Source organism: Zhongshania sp. (genome assembly GCF_047636175.1).
In the GTDB taxonomy this organism is placed as follows: Bacteria; Pseudomonadota; Gammaproteobacteria; order Pseudomonadales; family Spongiibacteraceae; genus Spongiibacter.
Genome location: NZ_JBLIKC010000003.1, coordinates 110122 through 134113 on the forward strand (window position 1 = coordinate 110122; position 23992 = coordinate 134113).

At 51.2% G+C, this 23992-nt stretch carries 23 protein-coding genes; 8 read left to right on the forward strand and 15 right to left on the reverse strand.

The features are described 5' to 3' along the window. Nucleotides 1–136: 136 nt before the first annotated feature. The 11 genes from ACI955_RS02590 to ACI955_RS02640 all read right to left on the reverse strand — a co-directional run bounded on the left by ACI955_RS02590 (nt 137) and on the right by ACI955_RS02640 (nt 8918). The gene (locus ACI955_RS02590) at nt 137–700 is read right to left on the reverse strand and encodes a DUF2179 domain-containing protein (RefSeq protein ID WP_415242170.1); all 564 of its coding nucleotides are present in this window, start codon (nt 698–700) and stop codon (nt 137–139) included. 389 nt (nt 701–1089) lie between these two features. Beyond that, the gene (locus ACI955_RS02595; RefSeq protein ID WP_415242171.1) at nt 1090–2733 is read right to left on the reverse strand and encodes a TIGR03545 family protein; all 1644 of its coding nucleotides are present in this window, start codon (nt 2731–2733) and stop codon (nt 1090–1092) included. Nucleotides 2734–3058: 325 nt separating this feature from the next. After that, the gene (locus ACI955_RS02600) at nt 3059–3400 is read right to left on the reverse strand and encodes a hypothetical protein (protein WP_415242172.1); all 342 of its coding nucleotides are present in this window, start codon (nt 3398–3400) and stop codon (nt 3059–3061) included. A 2-nt stretch (nt 3401–3402) separates the two neighbouring features. Continuing rightward, nucleotides 3403–4017 (reverse strand): RdgB/HAM1 family non-canonical purine NTP pyrophosphatase, encoded by a 615-nt coding sequence (gene rdgB, locus ACI955_RS02605; RefSeq protein WP_415242173.1) that lies wholly within the window; start codon nt 4015–4017, stop codon nt 3403–3405. A gap of 12 nt (nt 4018–4029) precedes the next feature. Beyond that, the gene (locus ACI955_RS02610) at nt 4030–4497 is read right to left on the reverse strand and encodes a DUF4426 domain-containing protein (RefSeq protein WP_415242174.1); all 468 of its coding nucleotides are present in this window, start codon (nt 4495–4497) and stop codon (nt 4030–4032) included. A gap of 23 nt (nt 4498–4520) precedes the next feature. Further along, nucleotides 4521–5111 carry a methionine biosynthesis protein MetW gene (metW, locus tag ACI955_RS02615; protein WP_415242175.1) on the reverse strand — a complete coding sequence of 197 codons (591 nt, stop codon included), beginning with the start codon at nt 5109–5111 and terminating at the stop codon, nt 4521–4523. Beyond that, complete coding sequence (metX, locus tag ACI955_RS02620) at nt 5101–6285, reverse strand: homoserine O-succinyltransferase MetX (RefSeq protein ID WP_415242176.1); 1185 nt, start codon at nt 6283–6285, stop codon at nt 5101–5103. Before metX ends, metW begins: the two co-directional genes overlap by 11 nt. An 80-nt stretch (nt 6286–6365) precedes the next feature. Continuing rightward, the gene (locus tag ACI955_RS02625) at nt 6366–6674 is read right to left on the reverse strand and encodes a DUF167 domain-containing protein (protein WP_415242177.1); all 309 of its coding nucleotides are present in this window, start codon (nt 6672–6674) and stop codon (nt 6366–6368) included. 3 nt (nt 6675–6677) lie between these two features. Beyond that, the gene (locus ACI955_RS02630; RefSeq protein ID WP_415242178.1) at nt 6678–7265 is read right to left on the reverse strand and encodes a YggT family protein; all 588 of its coding nucleotides are present in this window, start codon (nt 7263–7265) and stop codon (nt 6678–6680) included. Between the two features lie 5 nt (nt 7266–7270). Then, on the reverse strand, nt 7271–8089 hold the full coding sequence (gene proC, locus ACI955_RS02635) for a pyrroline-5-carboxylate reductase (protein ID WP_415242235.1): 819 nt from the start codon (nt 8087–8089) through the stop codon (nt 7271–7273). 121 nt (nt 8090–8210) lie between these two features. After that, nucleotides 8211–8918 (reverse strand): YggS family pyridoxal phosphate-dependent enzyme, encoded by a 708-nt coding sequence (locus ACI955_RS02640; protein ID WP_415242179.1) that lies wholly within the window; start codon nt 8916–8918, stop codon nt 8211–8213. 215 nt (nt 8919–9133) lie between these two features. On the opposite strand from ACI955_RS02640, the gene ACI955_RS02645 reads away from it, so the two are divergent. Both ACI955_RS02645 and ACI955_RS02650 read left to right on the forward strand, forming a co-directional pair. Then, nucleotides 9134–10168 (forward strand): type IV pilus twitching motility protein PilT, encoded by a 1035-nt coding sequence (locus tag ACI955_RS02645; RefSeq protein WP_415242180.1) that lies wholly within the window; start codon nt 9134–9136, stop codon nt 10166–10168. Between the two features lie 39 nt (nt 10169–10207). Continuing rightward, nucleotides 10208–11362 (forward strand): PilT/PilU family type 4a pilus ATPase, encoded by a 1155-nt coding sequence (locus tag ACI955_RS02650; protein ID WP_415242181.1) that lies wholly within the window; start codon nt 10208–10210, stop codon nt 11360–11362. Nucleotides 11363–11388: 26 nt separating this feature from the next. Here ACI955_RS02650 and ruvX read toward each other — a convergent pair whose 3' ends face one another. From ruvX to gshB, 4 genes are read right to left on the reverse strand one after another with little or no spacing between them, the layout of a single operon-like run. Beyond that, complete coding sequence (gene ruvX / locus ACI955_RS02655) at nt 11389–11808, reverse strand: Holliday junction resolvase RuvX (RefSeq protein ID WP_415242182.1); 420 nt, start codon at nt 11806–11808, stop codon at nt 11389–11391. A gap of 5 nt (nt 11809–11813) precedes the next feature. Then, nucleotides 11814–12518 carry a YqgE/AlgH family protein gene (locus tag ACI955_RS02660; protein WP_415242183.1) on the reverse strand — a complete coding sequence of 235 codons (705 nt, stop codon included), beginning with the start codon at nt 12516–12518 and terminating at the stop codon, nt 11814–11816. Continuing rightward, nucleotides 12445–13329 carry an energy transducer TonB gene (locus tag ACI955_RS02665; RefSeq protein ID WP_415242184.1) on the reverse strand — a complete coding sequence of 295 codons (885 nt, stop codon included), beginning with the start codon at nt 13327–13329 and terminating at the stop codon, nt 12445–12447. The genes ACI955_RS02660 and ACI955_RS02665 overlap by 74 nt, the downstream gene beginning before the upstream one ends. Further along, entirely contained in the window at nt 13326–14294 is a 969-nt protein-coding gene (gene gshB, locus ACI955_RS02670) for a glutathione synthase (RefSeq protein ID WP_415242185.1), read from the reverse strand. Before gshB ends, ACI955_RS02665 begins: the two co-directional genes overlap by 4 nt. 243 nt (nt 14295–14537) lie before the next feature. Here gshB and pilG point away from each other — a divergent pair, with 243 nt between their 5' ends. The 6 genes from pilG (at nt 14538) to ACI955_RS02700 (ending at nt 23985) form a co-directional block, all read left to right on the forward strand. Next, on the forward strand, nt 14538–14930 hold the full coding sequence (gene pilG, locus ACI955_RS02675; protein ID WP_368374108.1) for a twitching motility response regulator PilG: 393 nt from the start codon (nt 14538–14540) through the stop codon (nt 14928–14930). 97 nt (nt 14931–15027) lie between these two features. After that, entirely contained in the window at nt 15028–15390 is a 363-nt protein-coding gene (gene pilH / locus ACI955_RS02680) for a twitching motility response regulator PilH (protein WP_415242186.1), read from the forward strand. A gap of 19 nt (nt 15391–15409) precedes the next feature. Then, nucleotides 15410–15949, forward strand: a complete 540-nt coding sequence (locus ACI955_RS02685; protein ID WP_415242187.1) for a chemotaxis protein CheW — start codon at nt 15410–15412, stop codon at nt 15947–15949. Between the two features lie 50 nt (nt 15950–15999). Next, a complete protein-coding gene (locus ACI955_RS02690) occupies nt 16000–18033 on the forward strand; it encodes a methyl-accepting chemotaxis protein (protein ID WP_415242188.1) in 2034 nt (677 codons plus the stop codon). 121 nt (nt 18034–18154) lie between these two features. After that, a complete protein-coding gene (locus tag ACI955_RS02695) occupies nt 18155–23527 on the forward strand; it encodes an Hpt domain-containing protein (protein ID WP_415242189.1) in 5373 nt (1790 codons plus the stop codon). Further along, on the forward strand, nt 23524–23985 hold the full coding sequence (locus tag ACI955_RS02700) for a hypothetical protein (RefSeq protein WP_415242190.1): 462 nt from the start codon (nt 23524–23526) through the stop codon (nt 23983–23985). The genes ACI955_RS02695 and ACI955_RS02700 overlap by 4 nt, the downstream gene beginning before the upstream one ends. Nucleotides 23986–23992 lie beyond the last annotated feature (7 nt).

The following is a 23992-nucleotide window of genomic DNA, read 5'->3' on the forward strand; positions in this document are numbered from 1 at the left end:
ACACGTTTCAAATTCTAAGTCGACGATAGCACAAGGTCTTGCTGGATTGTGAAATTAATAGCGGCCTATCGCCACATCATTTCTCCTAGCAGTCGTTGGGTCTTCAGCGATAGCAATTACCCATAAAATGGTGTTTTTAATGCATTTGGCCGCTGCCAAAAAAGCTGCGCCTAGGTAAGAGGTCGACGCCGTCATAAACGCTTTTAACATCAGACACCGAGTAAACGGCGGTATTATCTACAGCTTTAATCAGTTGGATAAGCATGGGTACATTGCGGCGTTTTTCAATAATGAATAGCACTTCGACGGCCTTATCATTGCCCATATCGCCATCAATTGAAACGACATTAAACCCCGCTTCTCTGACCTTTTCTGCCAAGACATCGCGATTGAATGATATGCAGCGAATAAGCTCATTGCCAATAGCGAACCGGCTTTCTATCCACATCCCAACATAGTTGCCCACGCCGAAACCTCCGGCGTATGCCAAGGCTAGATACCACTGGTTCAGATTTGTTAGCACCTGTGACGCAGCCACTAGCCAGATCATGATTTCAAAAAAGCCAATAATTGCGGCTAAAAACTTGTGGCCGCGAAACACTACAAGCGTTCGAAAGGTGCCAAGTGAGACATCGGTAACGCGGGCAAAAAATATCACCGGCGCTAACAAATATGGATGCGTGACGAGTAAATCTGTCATTCCTGCTTCCTGCTTCCTGTTTCCTGCTTTCTGATTAAATGGTTAAACGCCTAGGTGAACTATGCCAACTGAATAGATAAGGTCGTAATGTCTCACGCTGCTGTTAAAGAAGCGCCTAGCTGAAAGCCGCTATCTATTTTGAACAAAAGTGGGGTATTGGCTTGGGTGAGTGATGGTAGCGCGGGCATACCGATGAGAGAGCGTTGCTAGGAGGATGGTATTTAATTAGCGCGGGGAATGGCGAAGTGTACCCCTTCGCAGGTGAGCGCAATTATAAAAAATAAGGGTCACATGGAAGTGGCTTTCTTGTGACCCTTATTTTTGTTTGAAGTCCTGGGTGTCTAGGGAGCATTACGACGAGATTGTCATTGCCAAGGCTTAGCGATGGCTTACATCATTTCCTTTATTAAGGCCCTTAGTGCCGCCTCACGATCTCCGAGCAGATCTTGGTATTGACCTAGCAGGTTTTGCTTATCTTGAAATTTAGCAATTTGTGGGCCGTAGTCTGCGCTGAGTTTGGTTTTGAGTTTTTCTTGCACATCGCCAAGTTGCGACTTGAGCTCGGCGCCGAGCACGTCACCCAAAATACGGTCGAGATTGGATTTTAGTTTAATTGCAGGTTCATTGACGGTGCCGTTAACGCTTAGGTCCATAACCAGCTTGGAGACGTCTTCTAGTGCAGTAGCAAGTAGGGTAGCTGTTTTATTGTTGGTGGCCGTTTGGGCGACTAATAACTTGGCTTGGTTCACCAAACCTGCCACCGATCCTTTTAGATTGTCGCCATCAATTGAGAAGTTAGCGGCAATATCAGCAATGCCCTTTTCTAGTTGCAAGGGTAGCTCAGGGCTTTGTGATAGCGATACACCAGACAGTGCCAGCTGTTTCAGGGCCATATTGAACACACTTTTAACGGTGTCGTTGCGCTGGTCAAAGATGCCATCAATTACCAGCTGCGATTGTTGTTCCATACCACCGCGTAGTGCCATGGTGATCGGTTTGTTCCAGTAATCTTGCTTGTCAGTGACGTCGTTAATTTCGCCTGAATAGGCCAGCTTCTCGCCGCCAATAACTTGGTGGCCGTCAATGAGAATTTTGCGAATTAAAATATTCACCGGTAACTCGGTTGCGGGTTCACTGCTGGGTGCGGCTTCTTCTTTGCTCGCTACTTTGCCTATGGTTTCTTGGTATAGGCTGAGTCCACGTTGCACTAGGGCGTTCACTTCATCGCCGAGTAGAAAGCGCAGCATACCTTCGCTGCCCTGATCTAGGCCGTATTTAGACATCATACGTTTAGATTGCTCGGCGGGGAGGTTAGCGGCGCGCGAGCTGAGCGATTTAACCGCTGCAGAGTCTGTTGAAAGGTCTTCTTTGAGATTATCAAATTGACGAAGTTCGGCCTTAATATCGTCACGTAATTCTTTGGCGCCCGCGATGCGTTCAATAACATTTTTATCTTTGAGTTCATCCCACCGCTGTTTATATTGGTCGAATTGGACCTGTTCGGGCACTTTTTCTGACTTGATTTTCCAGCGTGCTTCGATCTCGCTAAAGCCGTTTTGAATGTCAGTTACTTCCGCTTGGATAGTGGCTTTTTCCTCTGCCAGTAATGCGCTGGGGTCGGGCAGGGAAATACTGGGCATAGCACTGGCGCTCTCGTCCTTGGCTGGCGGCATACTGCCGTCCAAGGTGCCTGGGGTACTGCGCTCGGTATACATTTGCAGGCCAGATAGCAGAACTTGATCTGCAATTACCTGCATTTTAAAGAGGGCTTTGGCGTCTAAATCAGCGGAGACTTTTTCGCTTTGCAGCAGGTTGCGCATGGGTTCTTGGGGGTTGGCGACGGTCAGGCCATTGAGGGTAACGTGAGTGGGGTAGAAACTGATATCAACACTGTCGACATCGACTTGGGCGCCAACTTGCTTGCTGCCTTCATGTTCAATCATAAACTTGGCGATGGGCTCAAGGGCAAAAACAACACCGACGACCGCAATTACTAGCAGGACGACAATACCCTGCATAATCCGTTTTAACATGAGACTTATTCTCCAGATTTTATGAGTAGGTAGACGCTAAAAGCGCGGTTACCTGCAGAAAATTATTTCACTAAATAACTTTCATGATTTGGCGCCGTGGTTGTTTGTAATACTTAGCCACCATAATTTACCGGTCAGCTTAGCGCTAGTGAGTCATTATAGCGTGTAGCTGAGTCACATATATCGCATGCCGGTCAGACTGCGGTTATGGTATTTAGTGCAATGTTGTGAGCCTAGATTTAAAGCCGGAAACGCTATGCCTTTTTGCACTGGTGTCGTGAATAATGTAGTAGCTGCCTTTGCATGCACTTGCTTGATATGCCGTTTAGGCAGACCGGGCGGTGATATGATTGATGTCTTTCCACACCAGTTGGCGCTGGTTTTTATGTTCACGCCAAAGTATATATTGATCCTCATGCTCAGCGTCTATGGTGATCAGGCTGACGCTGTTTACCGCGGGGGTGTTGGCAGCAGGTTTGAGCGGCACTATGTTGCGGCCGTTCACCTTAGCTATTTCATTAAGCTCTGCGGTGGCTTCAAAGAGAACCGCGCAAATATCGCCTTTGTCAGGTGGAGTTTGCCTTCCGGCAGGCAGGACTAATACTCGCGAATTTTGCCACTGACAGCGCCAGGATGTTGGTGGCTTGGTGAGTCTTGGTGGTGCCAAGACTAACTGCCGAGATATTCAGAGTGTAATCTGGGCAGCAATAGTTTTAGTGCCAGTGCGCGATGGCTGAGTTGATTCTTTTGGGCCTTGCTCAGCTCTGCAGAACACAATGCTAACTCGGCGACATAAAACAGCGGGTCGTAGCCAAAGCCCTTGCTACCCCGTGGCGCGCTGAGAATTTCGCCCTGCCAGAGCCCTTCACAGACTATGGGCGCTGGATCGTCGGCGTGGCGAACAAAGGCCAGTGCGCAGTGAAAATGCGCGCTGCGATTGCTTTGATCCGCTAGCGCTGTGAGCAGGGTGGCATTGTTATCGGCATCGCTGGCATTGACGCCAGCGTATCGCGCCGAGTAAATTCCGGGTGCGCCACCGAGTGCGTCTACGCAAAGGCCGGAGTCGTCTGCCAACGCGGCAAAGCCGGTTTGGCGGGCGGCATTGCGGGCTTTGAGAATAGCGTTCTCAATAAAACTGAGCCCAGTTTCTTCGGCTTCTACCACGTCCAAATCTGCTTGGCTGCGTAGTGTTATACCCACGGGTTCAAGCAGCTGGCCGAGTTCAAGCAGCTTTCCCCGATTGCCGGTGGCCAGAACAACTACATTTTCAGACGATGAGGGCACAGTGACTTCCACTTATTTGTCGAGATACAGCATTTTATTGAATTGAATGTCGTAACTCGGGCGATCGTCTACGCTCACAGACAGGCGAAAGTTTTGGCGCTCGTCATTGCTGATATCAAACTCGGCAATGTAGTAAATAGCGTCTTGCTCAATGATCTCGCGGAATTCCAAAGTGTTGACATAGATCAGGTCCGAGCTGTTACCGGTTATATCGGCGCGCACGGCAATATTGCTGGTATCGAGTTGGCGGCGAACCGAGACGTTAACTAAAAACTTATCTTCGCCACGAACAATACCGTAGCTTTTCGCTACCTGCGGGCTAATAAAAGTGGTGTTTAAGACAGTGTAATATACGGTATCTTTACCGAAGATTGAGCTAGTTTTAGTTGCGGGCGGCGCTTCTTGGGCCTGGCTTGCCACGCTAAAAAAGCTAGTGAAAACCAAGGTGAAAATTGCGGCGTAGTTCAAATGTATTTTCATAGTTATGCTCTGTATGCGCAGTATTATTTACTAATGTGATAAACCGCAGTGACACCCAGTAAGTTGGGAAAGCGATTGGCTAATGCTGATTGGCTATTGTCAGCAGATATTACGCTGCTGTTTAGCACCCGGATGTTTTTGTCGGCGCATAGGGTTTCAAAATCTTTGACCGTACAAAAGTGAATATTTGGCGTGTCGTACCAAGTATAGGGAAGATATTTGGATACTGGCATTTTACCACGATGTCCCAGATGCCAGCGACTGCGCCAGTGACCGAAATTTGGGAAGGTAACAATGCACTCCCTGCCGACTCTCAGCATTTCGTCTATGAGCAAATGCGGATAGCGCAGGGTTTGCAGCGCCAAGGTCATGACCACCATGTCGAAGCTGTCATCGCGAAAGTTGCCCAAACCGACGTTGAGATCGTGCTCAATGACGTTGACCCCGCGGGCCAGTGCAAGGGTGATATTGTGGTGATCTATTTCTAGTCCCACCCCCGATACGTTTTTTTCTTTGGCCAGAGTTTCCAGCAACATGCCATCGCCACAGCCAAGGTCGAGAACGCGACTACTAGCATTAATCCACGGCTGAATCAGGGTGAGGTCAAATCGCATGGCCAAGCTCCTGTTTGAGTCGTTTCATATAGGCGTGGAAGACGTCCATGTAGCGTGGAATGGGAATGAGGAAGGCATCGTGGCCATGATCCCCCGCTATTTCTGCATAGCTTACCGCTTTGTTAGCGGCGACCAGTGCGTCGACTATTTCTCTTGAGCGCGGGGGTGCAAAGCGCCAATCAGTCGTAAATGAAATGACCATAAAGGCACACTTGGCGTGCTTAAAGGCTTCGGCCGGATCGTCGTTGTATTCTCTGGCCAGGTCGTAATAGTCCAGCGCCTTGGTCATGAGCAAATAGGTGTTGGCGTCGAAGCTGCCTGAGAATGCCTCGCCTTGATAGCGCAGATAGCTTTCCACCTCAAACTCCACTGCAGTGTCTGAGCCAGCACCCAAGGCAAGATTGCCGGTTTTGAGGTCTCGGCCAAACTTTTGTTTCATGCCGTCTTCTGACAGGTAAGTAATATGCCCAACCATTCTCGCCAGCCCCAAGCCCTGTTTGGGCAGGGTGTTGTGTTCAAGATAGCGGCCATCGTGGAAATTGGCGTCTGAGGTAATGGCGCGTCTAGCAATTTCGTTGAAGGCGATATTCTGGGCCGACAGCTTCATGGCAGAGGCAATAATGATGCAATGGCGAAGGGCGTCGGGGTATTCAAGCGCCCAGCGCATGGCTTGCATGCCGCCCAAACTGCCACCAATGACTGCTGCCCACTGGTTGATGCCAAAGTGCTTCATCATTAAAAACTGGCTCTCTACCCAGTCGCGGCAGCGCAGTGGCGGAAAGTCTGGTCCCCAGGGTTCGCCGGTTTCTGGGTTGATGGAGGTGGGGCCGGTAGAGCCATGACAGCCGCCAATATTATTGATGCTGAGGACAAAAAAGACATCGGTGTCTATAGGTTTTCCCGGTCCGATACAGCTCTCCCACCAGCCGGCCTTACGATCATCTTCACTGTGTTTGCCCGCGGCGTGGTGGTGGCCGCTCAAGGCGTGGCAAATTAATATGCCATTGGATTTATCGGCGTTTAATGTGCCATAGGTTTCGTAAATAATATCGTGTTGTGGCAGGGCGCGGCCGCAGGCCAGTTGCAGTGGCTGGTCGAAGTGCAGCGTTTGTGGCAAAACAATGCCAACGCTATTGTTATCCGCAGTCTGTGTGCTTGGCGGAGCTTCTGTCATTTGCACCGATATCCTTATTAACCGGCATGGGCTTGCGTGTTGCATGCGGGTTGAACTGTTGTTGGCCGTTAAAAACGGACTTACTGTGCTGTTATCACTATATTCAGCGCGCTTGGTATTGTTGCTGACGCTGAAATTTTAAGTGTTTTCTGTCTGCTTTGCTCGCCAGCGGTGAGTTCCACCGCCTGTTTGCTAAGACCAAACTCTTTGGCTATAAATGCGATTAAGCCGGCATTCGCTTTGCCGTCTGTCGCCACTGAGCGAATTCTGATTTTTAAGCGATCGCCATGTTGGCCGGCAAACTCATTGGCGCTTGCGCCTGGCTGGATATGACAGAACAACACTAAATTACCATCATGCCAGCGAAAAAACGCGGGCACCTCAGCCACGATTTACAGCCCCATAACTAAGGCTGGATGCAATCCGGCGCTGGCAGCGACATGGCGCAGCATGACTTCAAGTACGTTGATACATAAAAAAACAAAAATCGGTGATAAGTCTAGGCCGCCCATTGCTGGCAGCAATTTGCGGAATGGCGCCATTACCGGCTCAGTGATTTGATGCAGAATTTGGGCGCCGGGGTTACTGGTTCCCCGCGCAACCCAGCTCAAAATGATATTGCCGATAATGGCAAAGAAGTACAGATTTAATACCGCGCTGCACAGGCCGATGACGGACCACATTATTAGCTGTAAGGGGTTGGGAAAGCCGCCACCGTATATTTGGAATAACAGCGTGATTCCTAGAGCTTGGGCAATGAGCGCCAGTAGCAGTGAGGCAGTGTCGACTATCCCAACACTAGGAATGATTTTACGCAGTGGTATGACCAGGGGGTTAGTGGCCTTAACTAAAAATTGGCAAATTGGATTGTAAAAGTCGGCGCGCACTAATTGCAGGATCATCCGCAATAAAAATGCAGCAATGGCTAAGCTGACTAGGGTGTTCAGTAACATGGTGGTGATTTCGGCAGCGGCTGACATGCGGCTTATTCTCCTTCGAGTTCAATAGCGAGTTCTTCGGCGCGGACACGGGCCCCGTCGAGTGCGTGTGCGAATAGTTGGCGTAGGCCGCCGTCTTCTAAGATAGTAATAGCCCGTTCAGTGGTGCCCTTGGGGGATGTTACCCGACGGCGTAATTCGCCGGCGTCGACATCGCTGGCTACTGCCATTTTGGCTGCTCCCAATGCGGTTTGCAGGGTGAGCTGTTGTGCTACTTCGGCGCTCAGGCCCATATCTCGACCGGCGGCTTGCATGGCTTCCATCACCAAAAAGAAATATGCCGGACCACTGCCCGATACGGCGGTGACTGCGTCGAGTTGGGCCTCATTGTCGACCCACAATGCCAAGCCCACCGCTTCTAAGATGGTGCTTGCTTGTACGCGCTGCGCCGCGCTGACTTGGTCGTTGGCGTATAAGCCGGTAGCGCCGCTGCGAACCAGTGCGGGGGTGTTCGGCATGCAGCGGACAATGGCGGGACTGCCTCCCAGCCATGTCGCGAGGCTGGCGCTGGTAACACCAGCGGCAATGGTGATGATTAGTGGTTGGTGTGTTTGGACTGCGGCGGCAATGTCCAGCGCAACAACTTTCATAAGCTGGGGCTTCACCGCCAGAATGACTACGTTTACTTGGGAAATAAGGGCGTTGTTATCGCTGCCGGTATGGACTGCTGCGACTTCTCTGAGTTTAGCTAAACTGTCGGCATTGGGATCGCTGGCCCAGATATTTGACGCTGTCACACCGCTGGCAACTAAGCCACCGATGATGCTGGAGGCCATATTTCCGCCGCCAATGAAGCCAATTTTCATCTCTTCCACGTTATGTCCCCGTTTACTTTATACCCGCCGCCTCGTAAATGAAGCGCGGGCTGCAAAATCCGCGGGCAGTATATCAGTCTCGTTTTGATACTGGCAGTCAGCAAGCGACCTATCATGGCTCTTGTGTTGGTCTGGGGCCGAAAATATCACTGCCAATCCTGACGATAGTCGCGCCTTCGGCAATGGCAGATTCCATATCTCCAGACATACCAATAGACAGGGTGTCTATGGCTGCGCTGGGAAATTGTTTTTGCAGGGACTGCAAAATGCCACGCAGGGCGGCAAAATTACGTCGTTGTTGCTGGGTGTCACTGGTATTTGCGGGAATAGCCATCAAGCCTCGCAGCCTTAAGCGGGCTTGGCTGTTTACCAGCTCGGCAAGGGCGGGGATATCGCCAATAGTCGCACCAGCTTTGCTGCTTTCATCATTGATGTTGATTTGCAGGCAAATATTCAATGGTGGTAGCTCGATGGGTCGCTGGTCGTTGAGACGGGTGATAATTTTAGCGCGGTCGACGCTGTGTACCCAGTCGAAATGACTGGCGATGGCGCGGGTTTTATTAGTCTGAATGGGGCCGATAAAATGCCAGCACTTGGGTTGGGTCGATAACTCCGCTTGTTTGCTGATGGCTTCTTGAAGATAGTTTTCGCCGATGTCGGTGATGCCCGCGTTGATGGCGGTGGTGATTTCTGCCGCACTGCGGGTTTTGGTGACTGCCATCAGGATCGGTGGCGTATGACGTTTATAAAGTCGGCAGGCAGCATCTATCCGCGCCTGAATAGCTGCTATATTGGCTGGTACATTTATTTCATTGCTCATGGTTAAGATTATGCCTGATGCAGCTCTGGTCTGCTGCACGCTCTTAAAATAAAACTTTGTGCTGTACGGCAGTGACAGCCCGTTATACAGTTTTGAGTGGACAGTATTCGGCTTGTTTAATATGCCATTGGCTATATCTGCTGCTTATCTTGGCGTGATGTTGGTTTTTAGTCGGGGTTTTGCCCACCGACGCTTTGATGCCTTTGAGGATTTTCATGGATATCACAGAATTACTGGCCTTTAGCGCCAAACAAAATGCCTCAGATTTACATTTGTCTGCGGGCTTGCCGCCCATGATTCGGGTGGATGGCGATGTGCGGCGCATTAATTTGCCGCCCTTGGAGCATCGCGAAGTGCATAGTTTGATTTATGAAATCATGAATGATCGCCAGCGCCGCGATTACGAAGAGTTTTTAGAAACTGACTTCTCCTTTGAAGTCCCGGGAGTGGCGCGTTTTCGGGTAAACGCCTTTAACCACAACCGCGGCGCCGGCGCGGTGTTTCGTACCATTCCCTCTAAGGTTTTGTCCTTGGAAGACCTTGGCATGGGGCAGGTGTTTAGAGATATATCGATGTTGCCGCGCGGTTTGGTCCTGGTAACGGGTCCTACCGGGTCGGGTAAATCAACCACGCTTGCGGCGATGATTGATTTTATTAATGACAATAAATTTGAGCATATTCTCACCATTGAAGACCCTATAGAGTTCGTGCATGAGTCTAAAAAATGTCTGCTAAACCAGCGTGAAGTCCATCGCGATACCCACGGCTTTAATGAAGCATTGCGCTCGGCGCTGCGTGAAGACCCCGATATTATTCTGGTGGGTGAGCTGCGGGATTTAGAAACTATTAGGCTGGCGTTAACGGCGGCGGAAACCGGACACCTAGTATTTGGCACCTTGCACACGACCTCAGCGGCAAAAACCATAGACCGGGTGGTGGATGTGTTCCCAGGTGATGAAAAGTCGATGGTGCGCTCTATGTTGTCGGAATCGCTACAGGGCGTTATTTCACAAGAGCTGCTGAAAAAGCCGGAGGGTGGTCGGATTGCGGCGCACGAGATCATGATAGGCACCCCGGCTATCCGTAATTTGATTCGCGAAGACAAGGTGGCGCAAATGTATTCTGCAATCCAATCAGGTGCTGCCATGGGTATGCAAACCATGGATCAATGTTTGAAAACGCTATTGCAAAAACGACTGATAAACCGCGATGCGGCCCGTCTTAAAGCCCGTTTCCCAGAGAATTTCTGATGCGTCTGACATTGCTAGTTTGCGCTAGGGAGAAATACCGTGGAAATTGAAAAGCTATTGCGTGTTATGCAAGAAAAAGGTGCCTCGGATTTGTTTATTTCCGCTGGGGTGGCTCCGTCGATCAAGGTTAATGGTCAGATGGCGCCGATGAGCAGTAATGCTTTGAGCCCGGAGCAAGCCCGTGAAGTGGTATTTGGGGTGATGAATGAACAGCAGCGGCGGGAGTTTGTGAGCGACAAGGAGTGCAATTTCGCCATCAGTGCTAGGGGGATTGGTCGCTTTCGGGTTAGCGCATTTTACCAGCGCAATTTGGTCGGCATGGTACTGCGGCGGATCGAAACCAATATTCCGACAACGGATGAATTGGGCTTGCCAGAGCAGGTGAAAGAGCTGGCGATGACTCGGCGAGGACTGATTATTTTTGTCGGCGCCACCGGTACCGGTAAATCGACGTCCTTGGCGGCGATGATTGGTCATCGCAATGAAAATTCACGGGGTCATATTATTACCGTAGAGGACCCGATTGAATTCGTGCATCAGCACCGCGGCTGTATAGTCACTCAGCGCGAGGTCGGGATTGATACCGAGTCTTTTGAAGTAGCATTAAAGAATATGCTCCGGCAGGCGCCGGACGTCATTATGATCGGTGAGGTTCGCACCCGGGAAGCGATGGAGCAGGCGATTACCTTCGCGGAAACCGGGCATTTGTGTTTGTGTACCCTGCACGCGAACAACGCCAACCAAGCTCTCGACCGCATTCTGCACTTTTTCCCCGCTGATCGGCATCCGCAGCTGTGGATGGACTTGTCATTAAATCTCAAGGCGATGGTGGCGCAGCAGTTAATTCCAACCCGCGATGGTCAGGGGCGCCGCGCCTGCGTAGAGATACTGCTGAATACGCCGCTGGCCTCAGACTTAATTCGTAAAGGTGATGTGGCTGGTCTAAAAGACCTGATGCGGCAATCGAGCCAGCAGGGTATGCAGACCTTCGATCAAGCGCTATACGATTTGTACGTGAATAGCGAAATTACCTACCAAGATGCTATCGCACACGCCGATTCTGCGAATGATTTGCGCTTGCTGATTAAGTTGGGGGCAGATAATAACCCCGAGCATACCGAGAAAATGGCGGGTGGCTTGACCATGCAAGAAGAGACTAAGGGCAAGCCGGGTTCGGGAGGATATCGTCGCTAATTAACGTCGGCTACGGAGTGTGAAGCTTATTCGCGCATCCAGCTCTCTAGAATGATAGCGGCACTGCGGCTGTCGACGGATTGGTTTTTGAAGTCGCGGGAACCGGTGTCGTCAATGATGTCGCCGCGGGCTTCAAAGCTGCTTAGGCGTTCATCGGCAAAATGCACGGCAATGCCAAACCGGCCATGAATGCGGTTGCCAAATTTGCGCGCTCGCAATGACATCTCCGATACGCTGCCGTCCATATTCAAGGGCAGCCCCACCACCACGGCATCTGGCTTCCAGGTTGCCAGTAGTTTATCGATGTCTTCCCAACGGGGAATGCCGTCTTTGGCTTGCAGTGCCGCTTGGGGGCTCGCGGTGCCAGTTAATGTTTGGCCAATGGCGCAGCCGATCCAGCGCAGGCCAAAGTCAAAGCTGAGCAGGGTTTGGGGTTTATCGTTCATCGGTATTATGCGTGACCACTGTGGGGGGAGATTTGAGAGAAATCGATGCCAAGACTGGCGAGGGCGGCGTCGACCCGCTTTTCAGCTTCCACTTCAAATATAACATGATCGCTGGCGGCGACCGTAAGCCAAATATTTTCCTGCAGTTCCTCTTCAAGTTGCCCCGCGTCCCAGCCTGCATAACCCAATGCGATTATACTTTGACTGGGGCCGCAATTGCGGGCGATCGCATCCAGAATGTCTAAGGAGGTGGTTAGGGTAATGGTGTCGGTCACGTCAATACTTGACTCCCACTGTTTGCCGTCGCGACGGTGCAGCACAAAGCCACGGTCGGTGTGAATGGGGCCGCCGGCATAGACCGGTTGTTGGTGGTCATAGCTGCAGCCGTCGAGTTCCAGTTGTTCGAGTATTTCATCGACATCCATGTTTAAGGGATGATTGATAATTATCCCCATGGCGCCGTGCTCGTCATGTTCGCAGAGGTAGGTAATGCTATGGGTAAAAATCCCGTCTTTGAGCGCAGGAAGTGCGATCAGAAAGTGATTTTTAAATGATACGAACGCAGTATTTGTCATGCTGGTAAGTATCGGCGAAATTACCGCAAACACAAGGCGCTTGCTGATAATAGGACCGAATTCAACCTTGATTAGTTTTGAGTGACTGGCGTTCAAAGCGCCAGGTGCGAACGATGCCGAGACGATTTTTGCCATCTAGTACATCGCTGGGAATTGCCTCATAAGGCGCAGCTAAGCGCACAATGCGATGTGCGGCGCGGTCTAGTATGGCGCTGCCAGAGCTACTGAGTATTCGCACCTCGTCTATGCGGCCATCGGGCATTAGCATAAGCAGCAGTCGTAGCTCCCCCTCAATGCCTTGTTGGCGAGCTTCTTCGGGATAATTGGCATTTCCTGCGGTTTCTACTCGCTTTTCCCAGCGGTTTAAATACAGGGCGTCTGGCGAGCCCTTGGTGGCCACTGAGGTAATAAATTTCGGTCGTGGCATACGTGCATAATTTTGCTGGTATTTCTCCAGCTGCGCCTCTAAGGCGGAAATATTCTCGCTGAGCTGGTTGCTGTTGTCGCTGCCATTCCACTTCTGTTGCTGGTGTAGCATTCGGGTTTTCTGGGGATTAGTGCTGCGAGAAGATGTGGCGGTGGTGCTAAGCAGTGACGAGCTGCTTCGGTCTGGAACGGATTTGGCGATTTTAAGTGCGTCTTCATCCTGCAAGGTATTGTCGTGAAAGGCGCTTTCAGTGGTCGTGCTGAGCTCGGCCTTATCTGCCAGAGTGCCGCTGCCAAGCTGATCATACTGGGCTAAATAGTCGGCTTTGTCTGGGGCCTTATTGCTTTGGTACTGCGCTAAGGTAATTTCTAGGCTGGGTGTTTTTATGCTTGCGTCTGGCGGCACAAAAGTGATGCCCAAAATGACCGCGAGATGCATGGCAGTGGCGACCGCTGCGATAAACCCCAACCGTTCGGGTGGAGCTTGATCTTCAATGAACGGGGTCGCCGATGCCGTCATTGACCGCGGTACTTAGCGTTGGCGAGTTTGTCGGCGATGCAATCCATTAACTGACCGCCAATGTCGGTTCCAAATTGGCTGTCAATCTCGCGAATGCAGGTTGGGCTGGTCACGTTAATCTCGGTAAGGGAGTCGCCGATAACGTCTAAGCCCACAAACAATAGTCCTTTTTCCCTAGCGATGGGGCCCACTGCTGCCGCGATACGACGATCGGCGTCGCTGAGTGCTTGAGCTCGCCCTGTGCCGCCGGCGGCGAGATTGCCGCGGGTTTCACCTTTTGCGGGCACGCGGGCCAGACAATATGGCACCGGCTCGCCGTCGATCAGTAAGATGCGTTTGTCGCCGTCACGAATCTCAGGCAAATACACCTGCGCCATGATGGTGATTTGGCCGTGGTTGGTGAGGGTTTCTAAAATAACGCCCACATTGGGGTCATCGTGTTTTAGTCGGAATATGGAGCTGCCGCCCATGCCGTCTAAGGGCTTCATGATGACGTCGCCGTGCTCGGCGTGGAAGGCCCGCAATCGGGTTTGATCGCGACTGACGAGGTGTGTTGGGCCGCACTGGGGAAACTGCAGTGCAAAGAGCTTCTCGTTGCAGTCACGCAGGCTGCGAGGTTTGTTAACGACCCAGGCGCCCTGGGTTTCAGCTAATTCGAGAATATGCGTTGCGTAGAGAAACTCATTATCGAAGGGAGGATCTTTGCGCATTAAAATAACGTCGAGATCGCCTAGGTCGATATCAACACTGTCCCCTAGTTCGTAAAAGTGCTCGGGATCTTTAAACACCTTTAGCGCTCTCACTGAGCCTCGTGCTTTACCCCCCGTCACATGCAGATCGGCGAGCGTCATATAGCTAAGTTCCCAGTCGCGGTCTGCAGCTGCCCAGAGCATGGCGAGGGTCGAATCTTTCTTGTAAGCGACGTGCTCGATGGGATCCATCACTACGCCAAGGCGAATAGTCATTTTGTTACCTGTGTCTAATACGGTGTAAATTGGGCTTATTTTATAGCCACGCTGGCTTAATAATTCCCGCTGATAGAATACCGCAAAAACCGCCAAAGGTTGCCTATTCCAGTAATTTTGCTTTACTGATATGACTAGATGATGGTGTCAGCGGTCTTTACGTGGTAAAAAACCAACACACTTCGAGTAGATATCGGATTGTTGGCGCACCAATATATAAGCTTCTTAAGGTCATCAGTTCTTATGGCAGTTAATTATTCCGATCTAAAAGTAATGGTTATCGACGATAGCAAAACAATTCGGCGCACCACGGAAACCCTATTGGCGAAAGAAGGCTGCAACGTCGTCACGGCGGTAGATGGCTTTGACGCCTTGGCAAAGATTGCCGATACTAAGCCCGACATCATTTTTGTCGACATTATGATGCCGCGGCTTGACGGTTACCAAACCTGCGCCTTGATTAAAAATAATACTGAATTCAAATCGACGCCAGTCATTATGCTGTCCAGTAAGGATGGTTTGTTCGATAAAGCGAAGGGCCGTATTGTTGGCTCAGATCAGTATTTGACTAAGCCATTCAGCAAGGGTGAGTTGCTTGAGGCAATTCAGAATCATGTGCAGCTTACGAACGTTTAATTCGCGTATTTACCCACTTAAATGAATTGCAGAATCGGTCGTGGAGATTGGTTTAATGCTTTGCCGTGTGCCGCGGTACTTTGAATGAGGAAGTTAAATGCCACTGGTTCTTATTGTTGATGACTCACCGACTGAGATTTTTAAAATTTCACAGATTCTAAGTAAAAATGGCTATGACGTTTTAACAGCCGAAAGTGGTGAACTAGGTCTAGATATTGCTAAGCAGAAGATGCCGGATGTGGTTTTGATGGATATTGTTATGCCTGGCTTGAATGGTTTCCAGGCAACACGGCAGCTAAGTCGTGACCCCGAAACCAGCGGTATCCCAGTTATTATTGTTACCACCAAAGATCAGGAAACCGATCGCCTGTGGGGTCAGCGCCAAGGTGCCAAGGGCTATTTAACGAAGCCGGTTGACAGTAAGGGCCTGCTTAAGGCCATTGACGCCGTACTTAACTAGTCGCGACATTGAGTGAGTTATGTCTAAGATCTCGTCCTTTGAGTATTTGCAAAGCCTCGCCGTTAGATGCCGTTCGGGGTTTACGGTGTTGCCAAGTGCTCGTGATAATCGCGCGATTGTGTGGAATGGTGTCGGTTTTCGTATCGGCGGGCAGTATTGTGTAACAACAATGGATGATATTGCCGAGGTGTTAACTGAACCTGCGGCCACTCGTTTGCCAGGTGTTAAGCCCTGGGTGAGGGGCGTGGCCAATGTGCGTGGGCGCTTGCTGCCACTGGTGGATTTAAGCGCTTTTCTTGGTGAGCAGGCAGCGCCAGATCAAGGCCAGCGACGGGTGCTGGTTATTGAGAAAGGTGATATCTACCTCGGTCTTATTGTGGATGACGTGTTTGGTATGCAGCACTTTAATGTGGACACATTTCGGCTTGATGGTGGCCTGGATGTCGCCGCTATGGCGAGCTATATTCAGGGCGGCTACCAGCAAGACCAGCGGTACTGGGTGGTATTTCGTCCTCAGCAATTAATTGAAGATAATAATTTTTATACCGTGGCAGCGTAAGCCCGGAATTTAAACCAATACCTAGATAAGAGTACCGGGAGTTCGGGTAAATGAAAGCAGGTAATCAAGGCGCGCTCGCACGATTGCGAACCAGCCGTGTAGTGAGCGTTCTCGTAGTAATTATATTGGCGGGCTTTATTGGCGCCGGTTTAAATACCTTTATTATTTTGCGCGACGCCGACTATGACCAGCGCTATTTGGAGCTGGCCAGTGAAATGCGCCTCTACGCGCAGCAAATATCGAATTCCTCCCGAGAGGCCGCGCTAGGTGATCAAGACAGTTTTGATGCACTGGCGCGTGCACAGCGAAATTTTGAACAGGCGCGCAGTAAATTAGTAGATGGAAGCAAGGGGCTGCCATCACCTGCGGACATGCTGGGCTCGGATATTGACCGCTTAAATGTCTTGTGGGCTCAGGTAGACGGCGCGGCGAATACGATTACCAGCAATAGTGAGCGTATTATTTTCTTGTATCAGGTTGCCGAAAGCCTTAACCAAAAGCTCCCTGAACTGCAGCAAAACAACAATCGGGTTGTCGACATATTATTAAAAAGTGGCGCTTCCGCTAAACAGGTTGCCATGGCTCAGCGTCAATCTTGGTTAGCCGAGCGTATCGGCCGTCATGTCGATCGCATGATTGGGGGCGGCGAAGCTGCTACGTTGGCTGCAGAGCGATTCACTATTGATGCAAGCGAATTTGCGACCGTGTTAAATGGCATGCTCACGGGCAATAGCGCGATTGGGGTCGAGCGGGTAAGCACGGGCAAGGCGCCTGAAATTTTGAGAGCGATTGCCGGTTCTTTCCAGCAATTGAGTGGCTCAATGGAAAGTGTCTTTGAGGTTTCGCCTGAGCTCTTAAATTCATCGCAAGCTGCTATTTTGATTGCTAGTAGGGTGCCTGAAATCACCCAGGTGACCAGCAGCTTGTCGTCGGCAATTAGCAAGTTACCTGAAAAGCGTCCGCTGTCTTTTGCCAGTGCTTTGATTTTTGTCGCTGTGATATTAATTAGTCTAGCTGCATTGGCGTGGCAGTCGATCCGCAATACCCAGATGCGCTTGGGTGAAACCGCCGATGCCAATGAAAGAAACCAGTCCGCGATTTTGCGCTTACTCGACGAGTTGGCGGATCTTGCCGATGGCGATCTCACCACGTCGGCAACTGTGACGGAGGATTTCACCGGGGCCATCGCCGATTCGATTAACTACACGATAGACCAATTGCGGGTATTGGTATCGCAGATTAACGAAACCGCGGTAGAGGTATCGTCTGCGGCGCAGAGTTCGCAGTCAACGGCCTTAACTCTGGCAGAGGCTTCGGAAAGTCAGGCGAAAGAAATTGCAGGGGCATCCGCGGCCATTTCAGAGATGGCGCAAACTATCGATAGGGTATCGTCTAATGCTCGTGATTCAGCAGCGGTAGCAGAGCGCTCGGTGACCATCGCTAACACGGGGTCTGAGGTGGTGCAGAACACCATTAAAGGCATGGACAATATCCGTGAGCAGATTCAGGAAACGTCCAAGCGGATTAAGCGCTTGGGTGAGTCTTCGCAGGAGATTGGCGATATTGTTTCGCTGATTAATGATATTGCCGACCAAACTAATATCTTGGCCTTGAACGCGGCGATCCAGGCATCGATGGCGGGTGATGCCGGTCGTGGTTTCGCGGTTGTTGCCGATGAGGTTCAGCGGCTAGCGGAGCGTTCGTCGGGTGCGACTAAGCAGATTGGGGCCTTGGTAAAAACGATTCAATCAGACACCAATGAGGCAGTTATCTCGATGGAGCAGACCACCTCTGAAGTGGTGCGCGGGGCGCGTCTAGCTCAGGATGCAGGTACTGCATTGACCGAAATCGAAACGGTTTCGCAGGAGTTGGCAGCACTGATTCAAAGCATCTCTAGTGCCGCTGCCGATCAGGCAGTCTCTGCGGGGCAAATATCTTTAACGATGCAGGTCATTCAGGAAATTACCTCGCAAACGTCAGCCGGTTCTACAGAGACAGCTCGATCTATTGGTGCTTTGGCGGAAATGACTAACGATTTGCGTAGTTCCGTGGCAGGTTTCACCTTGCCCAAACAGCAGGGCTGATTGCCACGTTATAGCGTCATCGAGTCAGTAACTTTGCGGCCCTATTTGAAGGCCGCAGCTATTGCGGGATTTGGTGGCGTTGCGGACATCGCGATGAGAAGGGAATGTAGAGTCCAACGATATGACTGATCGCCGAGACTATATTGCGCTTGACTGGGTCGCCGGAGAAATCTCCGACGCCCTAGCTCAGTGTGTGCCGCTGATAGACGATTATCTTCACAACGCTCACCCGATGTCGTTAAACCGGGCAGGTATGCTCTTGCATCAGGTGCAGGGCAGCTTGCGAATGATTGAGTTTAGTGGCGCCGCGCTGTTAGTTGATGAAATGGAGCGTAGTATTGCCGCTGTCAGCGCCGCTTCGTACGGGGATGGACGGGAGCGCAATGTGCTTGAGGCCGTGCAGACCTGTGCCGACGAATTACCGGCGTATCTGCGACGCGTTGGCGATAGTAAGAACGAATTACCGGCGTCGTTAATAATGATATTTAACGACCTTCGGGCAGCGAACGACCAGCCCTTATTATCCTCTTCGGTATTGTTTAATCCCCAGATAAATTTGACTCCAGGCAGCGCTGGGGAAGTATCGAGTTTATCGCCAGACACCTTTAATGAACTCGCCGGCAAGTTGTTAAAAATGTATCAAATGGCGTTTCAGGCATATTTGCTGCGCGATGATGACAAACAAAATTTGGTGTATCTCGGCAAGGTGTCAGGACGCGCAGCCAAGCTCTGCACTGGTCAAGCTCAGCAAGTACTGTGGTTGTCGGCGCTGGCGTTATTAGAAGGCTTGCTCAACGAGTCAATCGCCAACCATTTTGCTGTGCGTAATTTACTCAGTCGTTTGGGTGTCGAGTTACAGGCGCTGGTTAAACATGGTCAGGCGGGAGCGCGAAACGCGGTTGCTTTGCCGCTGTTAAAAGATATTTTGTTTTACATCGCGAGCAGTCCGTCGTCGTCGCGCTACATTAGCGATCAGCGCGAAAAACACGGTTTGGCGACGGTATTTGATAGTGTCGCGAGTCACAGTGAATTTGCTGACTTGGCGCGCCAAGCGGTGGTTGCTGAATTGCTCCTAGCCTCAAGAGCGGTAACCGATAACGAGCTGCTGCTTAGTCGCTGCAGCCATATTGGGGATGCCTTGGCTGTGCTAGGTTGGGTTGAGTCGCTGTATCCTCTAAAGGCGATTATTGAACAGGTAACACAGGGTTTGGCTGGCCAGCAGATGCAGGCGGTAGCGACATCGCTGCAGCGCTTGGCTGAGCGGCTTGCGGAGGTGGCCGATTCTTCGCGCCCAGATGCCTTGCTGAGCAGTAAAGCTGAGGTAGAGGTGAGTGTGGCGCATGTGATAGCGCAAAGTCGCTCGGTGTTATTTGATGCCCAAGAGGCGGTTATTGCCTATGTGTCCGAGCAGTGGCAGAGCGCACATTTACAGGAAGTTCCGTTGCAGTTGCGTGGCTTAGCCGCGCAGTTGGCGCCGGTGGGATTTGCTGAGCCGGCAGCGATTTTGGAAAGCTGCGCCGACTACCTTGCTAACGATATTATAGCCCAACAGCTAGTGCCCGATTGGCAAAGCCTTGATGCCTTAGCCGACGCACTAACATCAGTGGATTATTATCTCGAACGCAGCAGTCATGGCCGCAAATATGACGACGAGGCTTTGTTAGCTGGTGCTGAAGCCTGTGTGACCCGCTTGGGTTATCCGCTACGCGGTGGCGCGCAAGATACGAATATATTGCACTGGCCGAGTAAGGTCACTAATTCCGCCGTCCCTGAGCCTGTTGATATCGGTGCCAAGGTCGACTTAGATCCAGAAATTATTGATGTCTTTCTTGAGGAATCTCAAGATGTCTTGGCGCTGCTGAATCAGACCTTGCCAATCTGGCAGGAGCGTCTTGATTCTGAGGATTACCTAGCGGTTGTGCGCCGCGCTTTTCACACCCTTAAGGGTAGCGGCCGGATGGTGGGGGCGATGCAAATTGGCGAGCTCGCGTGGTCAGTTGAAGCTATGCTAAATAAGGTGGTGGATAGCCACTTTGTGATCGACGATGCCCGCCTGCAATTAATTAAAAATGTCACTGCTTTGCTCCCGGATATGTTGTCTGCGCTTGCTGCGGGGCGAGAGTTACCTGCGTCTTCGGTCGATGGCTTAATGACATTTGCGGGGGCCTTGGCGCAAGAACAAATTCCACAATCAAATCTTGGTTCTGGTGCTGATGAAGATGGTTTGACGGCAATTTTTATGGGTGAGGCAGATACCCATTTGCGGGTGTTGGAAGCCTATGTTGAGTCAGTTGACAGTTACCCGGCGCAACTAAGCGATGAAGTCCAGCGCGCCTTGCATACCCTTAAAGGCTCGTCAAAGATGGCTGAGGTATGGCCAGTCGCAAACATTATTGCGCCGCTGGAGGCTTTGGTAAAAGAGCTGCGCTCTATGCGGGTTGCCGCGGGGGAGAGCTTAGTTGCCTTGATCTCCGATGTGGTACGCCAGGTTCGTCTTATGGTTAAACAGTTGGCTGACACCCCGGTGTCGTCGCTGCATACCCCAACTACCCTGCTGTCTTCCATTAATGCTTTATCTCTCCAGCTTGTTCATGAGGCCGAGTTCGCGGTTGATCGCGCCGCGCGTGGCGAATTGCCTCCCGGCGCACTGGATTCATTCTTGGCAAATCACAGCGACAGTATTCCGGGCTTGTTAGATCTTCTCAGTAATGATCCCAATATTGGTGCCGCTACCTTGGTTGAACACGCCCAAATTATGGGAGTGTTTGCTCAGCGAGCCGAAGATATTAACTGCGAGCCGGTGGCCGAACTTGCCCAGGCCCTGCAGGTTTTCCTCAGCCATGCACAGGACCCTTTGCCCGACCAATTTGCGGTCTTGGTTAACGAGGCCTTAGAGCAGCTGATGGATTATTTGAATCAGTTGGCTGCCGAACAAACTGTGGTAGAGAATACTGCCTTGATTGATCGCCTTCGCAATGTCGACCTCAGTGTTACTGTTGCTGAAGACGTTGATGCTGCCGGTGGCGAAGACAGCACTGTTGTTGGCGTGGCGGAGAATGACCGTGTTGAAAGTGATCAATCGGCAGGTATAAACAGTGCTAGAGACGACAAGACGGTGGCTGATGCGCCCGTGGAGTCTCCGCCGCTTGATGACGGTATTGATCTTGAAATACTAGAAATATTTTTAGAAGAGGCAGCAGACTTATTGGAAGGACTCGATGAATCTATCCATCAATGGTCTAGCGAACGCGAGGAATTACTTCATCTCGATAACATTCAGCGTTATCTCCATACCTTAAAAGGGGGCGCTCGCCTGTCGGGCTTGATGGCGGTGGGCGATCTTAGTCATAATTTTGAAACCGCTATTTCGACCGCAGTTGCACATCGAGATACCGGCGCTGAAGCATTTTTTAATCAGGTTCAGCAGTTTCAAGATCAACTCGTCAATTCCATTGCGGCAATAGATGACCCGACCTTTGTGATGTCCGCTGTTAATCCGGTTAGCAGCAGTGATGCGGCTATAGATGAACTTACAGAGCGCACAGAAAGTTCTACCGAGGCTTTAAGTTCTGATCAAGCCTTAACACCAGTAACGCCAAGCGCTGCGGCGCCGCGTGAAGATACTTCGCTGGCGTCGTCGATGGCGCGAGTCGCGCCCCAAGAAATGATTAAGGTGCCATCGCCTCTGCTTGAGCGGCTGATTAATCTCGCCGGTGAAACGTCTATCGCTCGCAGCCGGGTTGAGGAGCAAGTGAGTGAAATCAATTTCTCTTTGGAAGAAATGGAAATCACCATTGAGCGCTTGCAAGGCCAAGTGCGGCGCATGGACATAGAAACCGAAGCACAAATTATTTTCCGTCAAGAACAAGTTGAAAGCGAAGGCGCTGACGGTTTCGACCTGCTGGAATTTGACCGCTATTCGCAATTGCAGCAGTTGTCGCGATCCTTATTAGAGTCTGCGTCTGATTTGGTCGATTTGCGCGGGACCTTGTTGGAGAAAAGTCGCGACATGGAGACGCTGCTGGTTCAGCAGTCGCGAGTGAATACTGAATTACAAGAAGGCTTGATGCGTTCGCAGTTGGTGTACTTCTCGCGGATGGTGCCGAGACTGAGACGTGGCGTTAGGCAGGTTGGCAGCGAGCTTAATAAGCAAGTTGAGTTCAATGTCTACAATGCCGAAGGTGAGATGGACCGTCGGGTGTTGGAGCGGATTATCCCCGCCCTAGAACATATGCTTCGCAATGCCATAGATCACGGTATTGAATCTGCGGAAATACGCGAGGCGGCGGGCAAGCCTGCAGTTGGCGAAATTAATATGCGGTTTGACCGCCAGGGCGGCGATGTTGTCATTATCATCAGCGACGATGGCGGCGGTATTGATTTGCAGGCCGTGCGCCGCCGAGCGGAAGAAATGGGGCTAGTAGCGGCCGATGCTGAGCTTAGTGAACGGCAGTTATTAGAATATATATTTGATGGCGGTTTTAGTACCGCGCAGAATGTTACCCAAATCTCTGGGCGCGGTGTTGGCATGGATGTGGTGCGCAGCGAGATCAAGCACCTGGGTGGTGCGATTGAGATCAAGACCGAGCTCGGCCGTGGCTCGCGCTTTGAAATTAGACTGCCCTTTACGGTGTCGGTAAACCGGGCTTTGATGGTGAGTGTGGGCGGCGAAATATTTGCAGTACCCCTGAATAATATTGAGGGTATTGTGCGGGTCAGTCCCTACGAGCTAGATGTGTATTACCACGAGGGAGGCCCAGATTTCGAATACGCAGGGCAGCAGTATAAATTACGCTATATGGGTAATTTACTCGATGCGGGGCGGGTGCCCGATTTTGAGGGTCAGTTGGAGTCGCGGCCGGTATTGTTGATCCGGAACGCGGAGCCTCCTACGGCGATTCAGGTAGACTCGTTACTGGGCTCGCGTGAAGTCGTAGTAAAAACCTTAGGACCACAATTTGCTGCGGTGCCGGGCTTGTCGGGTGCGACGGTATTGGGCGATGGTAGCGTTGTTGTTATTTTGGATATGTTGGCGAGTATTCGCGCCGATGTTGCCAGACGTTTGGCGGGTAGCACGCCGCACTCGCAATCCGTTGTCGCCAGAAAACACAGCCGCTTAGTGTTGGTGGTCGATGATTCGGTGACAGTGAGAAAGGTGACCTCGCGGCTACTTGCTCGTCAGCATATGGAGGTTGCACTCGCGCGCGACGGACTCGATGCGGTGAATCAGTTGCAAGACAGCGCGCGCTTGCCGGATGTGATTCTGCTGGACATCGAAATGCCCCGTATGGATGGCTTCGAAGTGGCGAGCAGATTGCGCAGCAACGCGAGGACCAAAGATATCCCCATTATTATGATTAGTTCTCGTACCGGCCAAAAACATAGACAGCGGGCGTTTGCGCTGGGTGTGCATAATTTCCTCGGTAAACCCTATCAGGAGATACAATTATTAAAGGCGATTGATGACGTGACCTCTAATTTGGTGGATGCATGAATACAGTGGTAGAAGCGCCGTCTTCAGTATTAGCAAATATTGTATTGCCTTTGGTGAGCAGAGGCCTATTGGTTCCCAATGCCGCAGTGGCAGAAGTGGTCTTGGCGGGGCAGCTGATCTCGGCGGTATCGTCACCCTTTTTACTGGGCTATATGGTGTGGCGCGAGCAGGAAATTCCGGTTGTCAGTTTTGAAGGTCTTTTGGATGGCCACTTACCCGAAGGTTTGGCGCTGCGGCAAATGGCGATTTTGCACGGTATTACTGACAGGCAAAAGATGCCATTTTTTGCCTTGGCCTTAAGCGCAGTGCCGCGTCTTGTGCGCTTGCGCGACAGTGATATTGTGCCTATGGAGACCGAGGCTTACCCGCTGATTCACAGCCAGGTTAGAGCGCTAGATTTAAAGCTAATGATCCCTGATTGGGACAGGTTTGAAGAAGCAATTATCGCCGTATTGTAGTTAGTTT